This is a genomic window from Gaiella sp. (assembly GCF_035558935.1).
GTDB lineage: Bacteria > Actinomycetota > Thermoleophilia > Gaiellales > Gaiellaceae > Gaiella.
The window spans coordinates 1-12,662 of sequence record NZ_DATMBZ010000093.1; the positions used below are offsets into that span (position 1 = coordinate 1).

Sequence of the window (12,662 nt, forward strand, 5' to 3'; positions counted from 1 at the left end):
CATCGTCACCTCGAAGCCGTTTCCGAACCCGGCCTGCCGCATGAGCGTGCGGGCCTTCGCAAGGTTGAACTTCAGGTAGGTGTTGCGAAGCTCCGCGCGGGTCAACGGCCACGGCCCGTAGCCCGGCGGCACGTGGCCCGAGTACTCGCCGAACCCGTTGTAGACGCGGTCGATGATCTGCTGCCGGTTGATGGCGAAGTTCACTGCTTGCCGGACACGTACGTCGTGCCACGGCTTGTCCTCTCCGGTCTTCTGCGTCATCTGCAGCTCGCGGAACGCGGCGGTGAGGCCGCGGAGCACCGTGAAGTTGCTGTTGCCCTGGAACGTCTTCGCACCGTCGGCCGACAGCGTCGCCCCGTCGATCGCACCGGCCCGCAGGGCCGCGATCCGGGCCTGCTCGTCCGGCATCGTCGGCAGCGAGAGCTGGCTCAGGTACGGGAGCCCCTTCTGGCGGTAGTTCGTGTACGCCTGGTACTCGGTGCCCTGCCCCGGCGTGAAGCTCGTGAGGCGGAACGGCCCCGTGCCGATCCCCTCGCGGCCGGCGTTGACCTGCTGGTACATGCCCTCGGGCACGATCGCCGAGTAGCGCGTCCACGCGAGGAACCCGAAGAGGCGGGCGTCCGGCTTCTTCAGCTTGATGCGGACGACGTACTTGCTGCGCACCTCGGCCGATTCGATCGACGGGACCTGGTTGACGGTCGTCGCCGAGCCGGGGAGCGGCGGGTTCAGCCATCCCTCGACCGAGTACTTCACGTCGGCCGCCGTGACCTCCTTGCCGTTGTGGAAGCGAACGCCACGCTTGAGCGTGAAGTCGATCGTCCTCGGGTCGACGACCTTCCAGCTCTCCGCGAGCGCCGGGCGCTGGTTGAGCTTGGCGTCCCACTCGATGAGGGACTCGTACATCGGCTCCTTGCCCCAGTGGTTGGAGGTCAGGATCGCGCCGAACGGCGCAATGTGCACCGGATCCTGCTCCAGGGCGAACGTGATCTTGCCGCCCTTCTTCGGGGTCGCCCCCACCCGCTTCGTCGCCGCGGACGCGGCGCCTGCCACTGACCCGGCGGCGACGGCACCCGCACCGATGACGCCGGCCTTCACGAGCAGATCGCGACGGTTCAACCCGTTGCCTCCGCTCTCGTCCACCGTTGTCGTTTCCGACACGTCGATCCCTCCTTCCGTGAGGTCGTCAGAGGATCTGACCGACCCTCGGTGCCTCTCCTTGGATGTCGTCGTAGAAGACGGATTCCCGGACCTGGTTGTTTGCGAGGCGCTCCATCGCCGCGCGGTCGAGCTCGACGCCCAGCCCCGGGACGCGCGGCACGGCGAGCAGGCCGTCCGACATGTCGAGCGGCGCGACGAGCACGTCCTCCTCCTGCAGCGGATAGTGCGTGTCGCTTGCGAAGGCGAACGTCGTCGTCGCGGCGGCGAGATGCGCATTTGCGATCGTCGCCGGTCCGAGCTCGGCCCAGCTCCCGATTGCGCACCACTTCCCGGCCGCCTCGGCGACGGCGGCGATCTGCCGAGCCCGCGTGAGCCCCCCCGCCTCCGACGGATAGACGACGAAGACGTCGCAGGCATCGTGCCGCACGAGCTCGAGCGCCGAGCGCACGTCCGTGCAGGCCTCGTCGGCTGCGATCGGCACGGAGACCGAGCGACGCACCTGTGCGAGGCCTGCCACGTCGAAGTCGGGTACCGGCTGCTCGACGTACTGCAGGTCGAACTTCTCGAGCCCGCGGATCCACTTGATGGCAGCGGGCACGCTCCAGATCATGTTGGCGTCGATCCGTAGCTTGACGTCTGTCCCGACCGCGTCGCGGATCGCCGCGATCGAGTCGTGATCCTGGTGGAAGTCCCGGCCGACCTTGAGCTTGAGCTCCGTGTAGCCGGCGTCGACGAAGGCCTTCGCCTTGCGGGCGTTCGCCTCGGGGTCGTCGATGAAGAGGTAGCCGACCACGGGGACGCGGTCGGAGCACACGCCGCCGAGCAACTCGACGACAGGCGCGCCGAGGGCCTTGCCCTTCAGGTCGAGCAGCGCGATCTCGAGACCGGCGATCGCGTACGCGGCGATGCCGCTCCAGTTGCGCGAGAACTCCTCCATGCGGTGGACGAGCCACTCGGTCCGCAGCGGGTCCTGCCCCACGAGGAACTGCGTCAGCTCCTGCTCGATCACGGTTCGGATCGTCGGCAGCGTCGGTCCGGGCGCCTCGCCGACCCCGCAGATCCCCTCGTCCGTAGCGATCTCCACGACCAACCCCGAGGCCGATTGACGGACGCCGCCCGGCCAGGTCAACGGCTCACGCGTGGACGTCCGCACCGCAGTCGTCGTGACACTGGTGATCTGCACGAGAGTCCGGCTAGACTAGGCGCGCCGTGAGAGATTGTCAACCATCCGTCGATTGTCGACAATTGCCACGAGCCCCATGGCGCTGAGGGGATCGGCCTTCCTCGCGATCTGGCACGACATCGAGACGCACGGAGAGGTCGAGTTCAACGACTGGCACACGCGAGAGCACATGCCGGAGCGCGTCGGCATCCCGGGATTCGAGGCAGGACGCCGTTGGGTCGACTGGAGTCGCGCTCGCCATCGCTACTTCACGCTCTACGAGACCCGGACGATCGACGTGCTGGCGTCGGCGGCGTACCGCGCGAGGCTCGACGCGCCCACGCCGTGGACGCGCAAGGTGCAGCCGACGTTCACGAACTTCGTCCGCGCCGCATGTCGCACGTCGGCGAGCGAGGGACGGGGCACGGGCGGAGCGCTGGCGACGATCCGCGTCGACTTCGCGGACACGTCGAGCAAGGAGCTGTTCGCCGGCGCGAGCCGGCGCGTCGCGGCCGCGGCGCTCGGGCACCACGGGATCACGAGCGTCCACGTGGGCATCGCGGAACCGTCGGTCACGCGGGCCCCGACCGCCGAGTCGGCGCTCAGGCAGCTGACCGGCGAGGACACGTTCGACACGGTCGTGCTCGTCGACGGGATCGGCCGAGACGAGGTCGAGAGGGCGCTCCCCTCGATCGAGCGGGAGCTCATGCCCGCGCTCGGCGAGGCGTCGACCACGACCGGCGTCTACGAGCTCGCGTACGCGCTCGCCTCGGAGGACGTGTGAGCGTCGACGGCATCCCAACCGGCTCGACGCGCGTCCTCGGGATCATCGGCGATCCGATCGCGCAGGCCCGCTCGCCCGAGGTCTGGACCGCGCTCTTCCGGCTGAACGGCGTCGATGCCGTCTGTGTGCCGATGCAGGTGGCGCCGTCGCGGCTCGGCGCGTTCCTCGAGGGCGCGAAGGCGCTTCGCAACTTCCTGGGGCTGATCGTGACGATCCCACACAAGGCCGCGTCGCTCGAGCACGTCGCGACGCCGACCGAGCGGGCGGCGCGCGTCGGTGCGGTGAACGTGATCCGCCTCACGGACGACGGCGCGTGGACGGGCGACACCGTCGACGGCATCGGCCTCGTCTCCGGACTGCGGAGGCGCGGCCAGGACCCGGCCGGGCGGCGGGCGCTCGTCGTCGGCGTCGGCGGGGCCGGAACCGCCATCGCGTTCGCACTCGCCGAGGCGGGCGCCGCGGAGGTGGCGGTCTTCGACGTCGACAGGGCCCGGGCCGAGGACGTGTCGGCCCGTGTCGCCGCGACCGGCACGCCGTCCCGCGTAGCAACGCCGGCGGCTGCCGGATTCGACCTCGTCGTGAACGCGAGCCCGCTCGGGATGGCGGCGGAGGACCCCGTCCCGATCGTCCTCGACGGTGTCGGGCCGGGCTGCGTCGTCGCCGACGTCGTCGTCCACCCGCGCATGACGAGGCTGCTGCGCGACGCACGCGAGCGAGGCTGCTTCACCCAGCCGGGCGTCCACATGATGGACGGGCAGATCGCGCCGATGGCAGCGTTCCTCGAGCTCGGAGCGGGCGCGTGGGACGCCGATGCGGTCGCGCGCGCGACGGGAGCCTCGTGAGCCGGCAACTCGGGGCGAGCACGTTCGCGTTCGCGTGGCGCGAGAGCGCGCTCGACGCCCTTCGCCGCCTGCAGGCGCTCGGGCTCCACGGGTTCGACGTCATCCTCGCGCCGGGGCACTGCTGGCCCGACGAGCTGCCGGCCGAAGCCCGCGCCCGGCTTGCGCGAAGCGTCGCCGCCGAGGGGATCCGGATCGACTCCCTCAACTTCCCGGCTCTCGATCTCAATCTGGCGAGCTGCATCCCCGAGGTGCGGGCGTATGCCGTCGCGCGCTATCGCGACGCGCTGACGCTCGGTGCCGAGCTCGGCGTCCGCGGCGTCGTCGCCGTCCCGGGCCGCGTCTCGGCGCTGGCCGGGCCGTCGGCCGACGAGACGGAGCGTTGGCTCGAGGACAGCGTCGGGGAGCTCCTCGCCGTCGCGGAGCAGACGGATGCGTCGCTGTTCCTCGAGCTTCACCCGCAGTCGCCGATTCCGACGGTCGACGCTCTCGACCGGTTCGTCACCCGGTTCGACGACCCGCGGCTCCGCGTCGCCTACGACGTCGCGAACGCGGAGTTCGTCTCCGAGGACCACCGAGCGGCGCTCGGCCGTCTCGCCTCCCGTCTCGGGCAGGTGCACCTGTCGGACGCCAGCGCCGCACGCTGGGCACACGACCGGATCGGCCGAGGCACCGTCGACTTCCCTGCGGTCCTTCGGGCCCTCGACGAGATCGGGTTCGACGGTGCGTGCATCCTCGAGGTCGTCACACCCACGCCCGTCCCTGACATCGTCGCGTCACGCAAGGCGCTCGAGAAGGCGTCTCGCCCGCGGCCACCGGCCGCCGGCGCTGCCACACTGCCCCTGGTCGACGACGCCGACCGGACGGGCTAGACTCCGCGAACTATGCGAGATTGTCAACGATCTATGGATTGTCGACAATATCCGGGCTGGACGTGGGCGCCGGGATCGTGAGCGTCGAGCCGAGCGAGAGCCCGAGCGTCGTCGCGCCACGGACGAAGACGCCGCCGCGCGGGCAGCAGGTCGTCGAAGCGCTCCGCAGCGCGATCGTCGCCGGGCGCTACCAGCCCGGCGAGCGCCTGATCGAGACGAGCCTCTCGGAAGAGCTCGGCACGAGCCGGGGCCCTGTCCGTGAGGCCTTGCGGCAGCTCGAGAACGAGGGGCTCGTGATGTCCTTCCCCTACCGCGGGGCCGTCGTGCTCGGCGTCTCCGACGAGGAGGTACAGGAGGTCCTGATACCGATCCGGCTGACGCTCGAGCGCCACAGCTTCGTCCACGCGGCGACGCGGATGACGGATGCCGACTTCGCCGAGCTCGGCAAGCAGATCTGGGTGATGGAGCAAGCCGCGAAGGCGGGTGACCTCGAGAAGATGGTCGAGGCCGACCTCCGCTTCCACGACGTCGTCATCTCGAGCTCCGGGCAGCCGCACACGGTGCAGGTCTGGCGCACCATCTTCCCGCGCATCCGCGGCTACTTCCTCCGCTACGGCCGCAACCAGAGCCTCGGGACGATGGTGGCCGAGCACCGCGAGCTGCTCGAGGCGCTCCAGACCCGAGACCCGGACGTGATGATCGGCCAGCTCGAGAGCCACATCGCGGTCCGGCCACCGGCCGCCGCCGCCGCGAAGCGGGGCCGACGTGGGGGCGGCAAGGCGGCGCGCGCGACGTGACCGAGACGCTGCTCGAGGTCGAGGGCCTTCGTACGGGCTTCGCGACGGCGGGCGGGCTGCTCCGCGCCGTGGACGGCGTCGACCTCCAGCTCGCCGCGGGAGGCACGCTCGGCGTCGTCGGTGAGTCCGGCAGCGGAAAGTCGGTGACGGCCCTGTCGATCATGCGCCTCGTCGAGCGGCCAGGACGGATCGAGGCCGGCTCGCGAATCCGGTTCGAGGGACGCGACCTCACGCAGCTGAGCGAGGGCGCGATGAGCGCGATCCGGGGCAACGAGATCTCGATGATCTTCCAGGAGCCGATGACCTCGCTGAACCCCGTGTTCACTGTGGGCAATCAGATCGCGGAGGCCGTGCAACTGCACCAGGGCGTCGGGAAGCGGGACGCGACCGCGCGGGCGGTCGAGATGATGCGTCTCGTCGGCATCCCGTCGGCGGAGCGGCGCGTCGACGACTTCCCGCACCAGCTGTCCGGCGGCATGCGTCAGCGCGTGATGATCGCGATGGCGCTCGCCTGCAACCCGAAGCTCCTGATCGCCGACGAGCCGACGACTGCGCTGGACGTCACCGTGCAGGCGCAGATCCTCGAGCTGATGAAGGACCTGCGGGAGCGGCTCGGCATGGCCATCCTGCTGATCACGCACGACCTGGGCGTGGTCGCGGAGATGGTCGACGAGGTTGCGGTCATGTACGCGGGGCGCATCGTCGAGCGCGGCCCGGTGGCCGAGGTGTTCGCCGAGCCACAGCATCCCTACACCGAGGCCCTCCTTCGCTCGATTCCCCGCGTGGGGATGCGCTACACGCAACCGCTCGCGGCGATTCGCGGGATGGTGCCGAGCCCGCTCGAGTGGCAGGCAGGCTGCCGCTTCGCGCCGCGGTGCGACTACGCGTTCGAGCGTTGCCGGAACGACGACCCGCGGCTCCTCCCGGTGCCGCCGCAGGAGTCCGCGTGCTGGCTCTGCAAGGACGGCCGCCGGGTCACGGGCTACAGCGGGGTGGCGCGATGAGCACAGCGGCGAAGCCCTCGGCGGGCGACGTCCTCCTCGAGGCACGCGGGGTGACGAAGCACTTCCCCGTGAAGAAAGGCTTCCTCAAGCGGACCGTCGGCCAGTTGAAAGCCGTCGACGGCGTCGACCTCGACGTCTACCGCGGCGAGACGGTCGGGCTGGTCGGCGAGTCGGGCTGCGGCAAGTCCACCCTGGGACGGACGCTCCTGCGGCTGCTCGAGCCGACCTCGGGGACGATCCGGTTCGACGGCGCGGACGTGACCGCGTTCGGGCGAGCCGAGCTGAAGGCCGCGCGGCGCCACATGCAGATCGTCTTCCAGGACTCGGTGGGCTCGCTCGACCCCCGGATGACCGTGAAGCAACTCGTTGGCGAGGGGCTCAAGATCCACGGCTTCGGCAGCCGGGCGACGCGCGAGGCGACCGTGCTCGACATGCTGGAGCGTGTCGGTCTCCCACGCGAGGCCGCCGACCGGTACCCGCACCAGTTCTCGGGCGGGCAGCGTCAGCGCATCGGCCTGGCGCGCTCGCTCGTGCTGCAGCCGAGGTTCATCGTCGCGGACGAGCCTGTCTCCGCGCTGGACGTGTCGATCCAGTCGCAGGTGCTCAACCTCCTCGTCGAGCTGAAGCAGGAGTTCGACCTCACGTATCTCTTCGTCGCGCACGACCTGGCGGTCGTCGGGTACATCTCCGACCGCGTCGCCGTGATGTACCTCGGCAGGATCGTCGAGCTCGCAACCTCGGACGATCTCTTCGCGCGGCCCCTCCACCCCTACACACAGGCGCTGCTCTCGGCGAACCCGGAGCCCGAGCCCGGCCGCAAGCGGGACCGCATCGTCCTGACCGGCGATGTGCCGAGCCCGATCGACCCGCCGTCCGGATGCCGGTTCCGCACGCGCTGCCCCATCGCGCAGCCGGTGTGCGCGGAGGTCGAGCCCCCGCTTGCCTCGCACGGCTCGAGCCATCTCGCCGCCTGCCATTTCGCCGGCACCGCGATCGACGCGGCCGCCTGAGCCCCGGCGCGACGCGTGAGCCCGAGCCCCGCCGAGCCGCTGCGCGACGTCCGCCTTCTCCACGACCAGCGCGTTCCGCTCGCCGACGGGATCTCGCTCTCGGCCGACGTCTACCTGCCGTTGGGGGGCCGCAGCCTGCCGGCGATCGTCCAGTGGACACCATACGAGTCGACCCGGGAGCGGTTCATCGGCTGGGGCGTCTGGTTCGCGCAACGGGGCTACGCCGCGGTCGTCGTCGACGTCCGCGGCCGGTACGAGTCCGAGGGCAGGTTCACGGCCTGGGAGCACGACGGCCGCGACGCGCACGACACGCTCACGTGGGCGGCGGCGCAGCCCTGGTCGAACGGCCGGATCGGAACGTGGGGCCGGAGCTACGGCGGCCTCGTCCAGTGGCAGCTGCTCCATCTCGGTCACCCGAACCTCGCGTGCGCCGCGCCGCACGTCATCCACGACGACTACTTCTGGGACGGGTACTGGACGGGCGGCGCGTTCCAGCTCGCGCTCACGCTCGGCGCGGCGGCCCTCTGGTCGAGCGCGATCTCGCTGATCACCGGCCCGAGCGCCCGTGACATCGTCCTGAACGACCGCGTCTTTGGCCATCTCCCGCTGATCGAGCTCGACGAGCGCACGATCGGGCGGAGGGTCGACTACTGGCGCCTGTGGTGGGAGCACCAGGTGAACGACGATTACTGGCAGCAGTTCCGCCACCGCCCGGAGAAGGTCGAGGTGCCGATCTTCCAGCAGGGCGGCTGGTTCGATCCCTATTCGGGCTCGCACCTGCGCTCGTTCGCGACGATCGGCGACCGCGTTCCGAACCGCGTCCTGATGGGGCCGTGGTCGCACGAGGAGGAGGTCGAGACGTTCCGCGGCGACATCGACCTCTCCCCTGCGCTCACGGTGATCCGCGATCACGAGCTCGCCTTCTACGACCGCTTCCTCCGCGAGGAGGGCTCGGGCTGGGACGAGCGGCCGCCGCTCGAGCTCTTCGTGCTCGGCGCGAACGAGTGGCGCGCGGAGCGCGAGTGGCCTCTCGCGCGTACGGCGTTCACGCCGTTCTACCTGGGTCGGGGCGGGACACTCGCGCGCTCGGAGCCGCAGTCCGGCGAGCCGGCCGACCGCTACGACTACGACCCGGCCGACCCCGTGCCGACCATCGGCGGGGTCAACTCGGTGCTGACGATGACCCAGGGGGCCGAGACGCCGATCCGGCCGGGACCGCTCGACCAGCGCGTGCTCGAGCGGCGCGACGACGTCCTCGTCTACACGAGCGAGGTGCTCGATGCCGACCTCGAGGTGGTCGGCCCCGTCGAGATGACGCTCTTCGCCGCCTCGTCGGCAAGAGACACCGATTTCCTCGTGCGGCTGTGTGACGTGTACCCGGACGGTCGCTCGATCTTCCTCACCGAGGGGATCATCCGCGCGCGCTACCGCGGGAGCGTGGAGGGCGAGTCGGTCGAGCTGCTCGAGCCCGGCGAGGTCGCGGAATACCGGATCCGGCTCTATCCGGTCGCCAACGTCTTCCGCCGCGGCCACCGGGTGCGCCTCGACGTGACGAGCTCGAGCTTTCCGCGCTTTTCGCGGAACCTCAATACGGGAGAGGACGTCGGCACCGGCACGCGCATGCAGGTCGCCTGCCAGACGATCCTCCACACGGCTGCGTACCCGTCACGCGTGGTGCTTCCCGTAACCGGATGAGGGGCGTCTTCGACCTGTCGGGGAAGACCGCCCTCGTGACGGGCTCGACGCGTGGGCTCGGTCTCGCCATGGCCCGCGCGCTCGCCGACGCCGGGGCCCGCGTCGCGATCAACGGAAGGACTGCGGATGGGTGCGAGGCAGTCCTCTGGGACGGCGCGGTCGCGGCGCCGTTCGACGTGACGGACGAGGATGCCGTCGCCGACGGCGTCGCGCGGCTCGGGCGCATCGACGTGCTCGTCAACAACGCCGGCGTGCAGCTCCGGCGCCGGCTCGAGGAGGTCGACCTCGCCGAGTGGCGGCGCATGCTCGACGCGAACCTGACGAGCGCGTTCCTCGTCGCGCGAGCGGTGGCGCCGCAGATGATCGAGCGCGGGAGCGGCAAGATCGTCAACACCTGCTCGGTCACGAGCGAGGTCGGCCGCGAGACGATCGGCCCCTACACCGCCTCGAAGGGCGGCCTGCGGCAGCTCACGCGGGCCATGTGCGCCGACTGGGGCCGACACGGGATCCAGGCGAACGGCATCGGCCCCGGCTACTTCCGCACGGAGATGAACCGCGACCTCCAGGAGAGCCCCGCGTTCGTCGAGTGGCTCGAGCAGCGTGTCCCGGCCGGTCGCTGGGGACGGGTCGAGGAGCTCGGCGGCGCTGTCGTCTTCCTGGCCTCGGCGGCATCCGACTACGTCAACGGGCAGATCCTCTACGTGGACGGCGGCATGCTCGCCGTTCTCTAGAGGTGCTCGTCTTCCGCGGCGCCGCGGTGTACCCGGGCGACGGCGCGCCGTTCCATGCCGACGTCGGGATCGACGGCGGCCGCATCGCAGCGATCGGCGATCGGGTCGAGGGCGACGTGGTCGACGCCGCCGGCCTGATGCTGTGCCCGGGCTTCGTCGACCTCCACGCGCACTCGGCGCTCGAGCCGTTCCGCGACCCAGTGCTCACGCCGAAGATCCTCCAGGGCTTCACGACCGAGGTGATCTGCCCGGACGGGCTCGCACCCGCACCGGTGCGCGATCGGGAGTCGCGGCGGGAGTACCTTCGCGCGCTCGAGGGGGACGGCCCGCCCCGCTGGACCTGGACGACGTTCGCGGAGTACCTCGACGCGCTCCCGGCGACGGCTTCCACACTGGTGCCCTCGGCGCCGCACGGCGCGATCCGCGAGTTCTGTGAGGCGGACGTCGAGGCGATGTGCGGGGAGGTGCGGCTCGCTTTCGAAGCCGGCGCGCGCATGCTCTCGTTCGGGCTCGTCTACCTACCGGGCGTCTTCGCGGAGACGGAGGAGCTCGTCGCGATGGCGCGAGTCGCGGCCGAGTTCGGCGCACCACTCGTCCCCCACGTCCGCAACGAGGGCCACGGTGTGATCGACGCCGTCAGGGAGATGATCGAGGTCTCGCAGCGCTCCGGCGCGCAGTTGCACGTCTCTCACCTGAAGTGCCTCGCCGACGAGTCTCTGCTCGACCCGCTGCTCGAGCTCGTCGACTCCGCCGGCGCGACGTTCGACCAGTACCCGTACGGCGCGGGATCGACGCTGCTCGCCGGCCTGCTGCCGCCGTGGGCCCAGGAGGGCGGCGCGGAGGCCACGCTCCGTCGCGCGCGGAGCCCCGAGACGAGACGCCGGATCGCCGACGCCGTCGCGCACGGGTTGCCCGGCTGGGAGAACCAGCTCGGCACACTTGGCCCGGAGAACGTGGTCGTCGCCGGCCGCACCATTGCCGAGCGAGGCGGCGACCCGGTGGAGACGGTACTCGACCTGCTCCTCGAGACCGAGCTCGGCGCACCGATGATCATCCACTACGCCGGCGACGACGCCGTGCGGAAGGTCGCGGCCCATCCACGCCAGCTCGTCGGCTCCGACGGCATCTTCGGCGAGCATCCGCACCCGCGGCTCTACGGCACGGCGCCCCGTTTCCTCGGACGCTTCGCCCTGCGCGATGGGCTGATCCCCGTCGACGAGGCGGTCGCTCGGCTGACCGCACGCGCCGCCGATCTCCTCGGGCTGCAAGACCGCGGTCGCATCGCGGTCGGCAAGCGCGCCGATCTCGTCCTCCTCGACGGCGCGCGCTACGTCGACACGGCGACGTACGAGGACCCGAAGCGGAGCCCCGACGGCGTGGTCGGCGTGTGGGTCGCGGGCGAGGCGGTGGTCCGCGAAGGCCGGGTCACCGGTGCGACGCCGGCAGGCGTACTTCGCTGAAAGCGCGGAGAAGCGCCTCGCGCGCATCCGACCGCCCGCCGAACGGGATCCGCAGGTGCGGCGTCCGCGCATGGAAGTGCCGCCCGGGCAGGGCGGGGATCCGATGCTCGCGCGCGAGGCGATCGCTCCACTCGTCCTCGTCGCCGTCGACCGCAGCCCAGACGAAGGCACAGCCCTCGGGAAGCTCCGCGCGCAGGCCTGCCTCGTTCGCCGCTGCGATCGCCCGCGGCCGCATCTCGGCGAGGTCGGCGAACGCGACGTCCAGCCAGTCTCGGGGCCCAGTCAGCACCGCGAGCGCCGCCGACTGCGCGACGCCGTCGATCGCAAGCGCCTGCCACTGCAGCTCGCGCGCGAGTGCCCCGATCGCCGCCTCCGGCCCGACGGCGTAACCGACACGCCACGCGGCCATCGCGTACGTCTTCGAGAAGCTGCGGAGGACGAGCGTCCGCTCGCGAAGCGCAGGATGCTCGGCCGGGGAGCGATGTACGTGGCCGTCCCACAGGAGGCCGACGTACGCCTCGTCCGAGAGGAGCAGCGCGTCCGAATCGTGAAGGGCATCGGCGATCGCGTCTAGGTCGCTCTCCCGGAAGGCATATCCCGTGGGATTGACGGGCGTGTTGACGATCGCAAGTGTCGTCTCGGGGCCGACGAGCTCGGCGTACTCGTCCCAGTCGTAGGCGACGGCGCACGTCCCGCCCGCCGCGTCGACGAGCTGCGGAAAGAAGAACGACGGCGCGTGCGCGACCGCCCTTGCGCCGAAGGCCCGGGCCGCGAGGTAGAGCGCCTGCATCCCGCCCGACGTCACGATCACGTTCCGGTCGGGATCGACGCCGTGCTCTGCCGCGATCGCCTCGCGGAGGGCGAGCAGGCCCCTCGTCGGCGCGTACGGCGCCCGCTCGGCCGCCCGAGCCGTCGCGTCGACGACGTGCGGCGGCATGTCGACCGCCGGGTGACCGCCGACCGGGATGAGGCTCGGCCACCGCTCTCCGAGCTCGCGCGAGGGCATGAGGCTCATGCGGGCAGCGGTTCCCGGTCGAGGCGGCGGAGCTCACCACGCCGGATCTTCCCGGTCACGGTCAGCGGGAGGTCGTCGACGAACGCGACGGCGCGCGGGTACTCGTACGCCGAGAGGCGCTCGCGCACGAACGAT

The 12,662-nt window shown here is 71.1% G+C and carries 13 protein-coding genes; 9 read left to right on the top strand and 4 right to left on the bottom strand.

Annotation, left to right across the window (positions count from 1 at the left end; all coding sequences use genetic code 11):
- A partial coding sequence (locus VNM44_RS08915; RefSeq protein WP_325625235.1) for an ABC transporter substrate-binding protein occupies positions 1-1,158 on the bottom strand: 1,158 nt, incomplete at its 3' end.
- 25 nt (positions 1,159-1,183) lie between these two features.
- Positions 1,184-2,341 (bottom strand): mandelate racemase/muconate lactonizing enzyme family protein, encoded by a 1,158-nt coding sequence (locus tag VNM44_RS08920; protein ID WP_325625237.1) that lies wholly within the window; start codon positions 2,339-2,341, stop codon positions 1,184-1,186.
- Positions 2,342-2,417: 76 nt separating this feature from the next.
- Between VNM44_RS08920 and VNM44_RS08925 the strand changes: the two genes are divergently transcribed.
- From VNM44_RS08925 to VNM44_RS08965, 9 genes are read left to right on the top strand one after another with little or no spacing between them, the layout of a single operon-like run.
- Entirely contained in the window at positions 2,418-3,104 is a 687-nt protein-coding gene (locus tag VNM44_RS08925) for a hypothetical protein (protein ID WP_325625239.1), read from the top strand.
- Entirely contained in the window at positions 3,101-3,946 is an 846-nt protein-coding gene (locus VNM44_RS08930; protein WP_325625241.1) for a shikimate dehydrogenase, read from the top strand. Before VNM44_RS08925 ends, VNM44_RS08930 begins: the two co-directional genes overlap by 4 nt.
- A complete protein-coding gene (locus VNM44_RS08935; RefSeq protein WP_325625244.1) occupies positions 3,943-4,815 on the top strand; it encodes a sugar phosphate isomerase/epimerase family protein in 873 nt (290 codons plus the stop codon). Before VNM44_RS08930 ends, VNM44_RS08935 begins: the two co-directional genes overlap by 4 nt.
- Positions 4,816-4,853: 38 nt before the next feature.
- Positions 4,854-5,612 (top strand): GntR family transcriptional regulator, encoded by a 759-nt coding sequence (locus VNM44_RS08940; RefSeq protein WP_325625247.1) that lies wholly within the window; start codon positions 4,854-4,856, stop codon positions 5,610-5,612.
- Positions 5,609-6,616 (top strand): ABC transporter ATP-binding protein, encoded by a 1,008-nt coding sequence (locus VNM44_RS08945; RefSeq protein WP_325625249.1) that lies wholly within the window; start codon positions 5,609-5,611, stop codon positions 6,614-6,616. Before VNM44_RS08940 ends, VNM44_RS08945 begins: the two co-directional genes overlap by 4 nt.
- A complete protein-coding gene (locus VNM44_RS08950; protein ID WP_325625251.1) occupies positions 6,613-7,626 on the top strand; it encodes an oligopeptide/dipeptide ABC transporter ATP-binding protein in 1,014 nt (337 codons plus the stop codon). The genes VNM44_RS08945 and VNM44_RS08950 overlap by 4 nt, the downstream gene beginning before the upstream one ends.
- 15 nt (positions 7,627-7,641) lie before the next feature.
- Entirely contained in the window at positions 7,642-9,321 is a 1,680-nt protein-coding gene (locus tag VNM44_RS08955; RefSeq protein ID WP_325625252.1) for a CocE/NonD family hydrolase, read from the top strand.
- Positions 9,318-10,052 carry an SDR family oxidoreductase gene (locus tag VNM44_RS08960; protein ID WP_325625254.1) on the top strand — a complete coding sequence of 245 codons (735 nt, stop codon included), beginning with the start codon at positions 9,318-9,320 and terminating at the stop codon, positions 10,050-10,052. Before VNM44_RS08955 ends, VNM44_RS08960 begins: the two co-directional genes overlap by 4 nt.
- A gap of 2 nt (positions 10,053-10,054) precedes the next feature.
- On the top strand, positions 10,055-11,512 hold the full coding sequence (locus VNM44_RS08965) for an N-acyl-D-amino-acid deacylase family protein (protein WP_325625257.1): 1,458 nt from the start codon (positions 10,055-10,057) through the stop codon (positions 11,510-11,512).
- Here the strand turns inward: VNM44_RS08965 and VNM44_RS08970 are convergent.
- Positions 11,478-12,527: a pyridoxal phosphate-dependent aminotransferase gene (locus VNM44_RS08970; protein ID WP_325625260.1), complete on the bottom strand. Its 1,050-nt coding sequence runs from the start codon at positions 12,525-12,527 to the stop codon at positions 11,478-11,480. The genes VNM44_RS08965 and VNM44_RS08970 overlap by 35 nt on opposite strands.
- Complete coding sequence (locus VNM44_RS08975) at positions 12,524-12,655, bottom strand: hypothetical protein (RefSeq protein ID WP_325625263.1); 132 nt, start codon at positions 12,653-12,655, stop codon at positions 12,524-12,526. The genes VNM44_RS08970 and VNM44_RS08975 overlap by 4 nt, the downstream gene beginning before the upstream one ends.
- Between the last annotated feature and the right edge of the window lie 7 nt (positions 12,656-12,662).

Excerpts from the sequence above, each read along its gene's own strand:
- VNM44_RS08970 (WP_325625260.1), bottom strand. The coding sequence starts at position 12,527 with ATGAGCCTCATGCCCTCGCGCGAGCTCGGAGAGCGGTGGCCGAGCCTC.
- VNM44_RS08960 (WP_325625254.1), top strand. The coding sequence starts at position 9,318 with ATGAGGGGCGTCTTCGACCTGTCGGGGAAGACCGCCCTCGTGACGGGC.
- VNM44_RS08925 (WP_325625239.1), top strand. The coding sequence starts at position 2,418 with ATGGCGCTGAGGGGATCGGCCTTCCTCGCGATCTGGCACGACATCGAG.
- VNM44_RS08950 (WP_325625251.1), top strand. The coding sequence starts at position 6,613 with ATGAGCACAGCGGCGAAGCCCTCGGCGGGCGACGTCCTCCTCGAGGCA.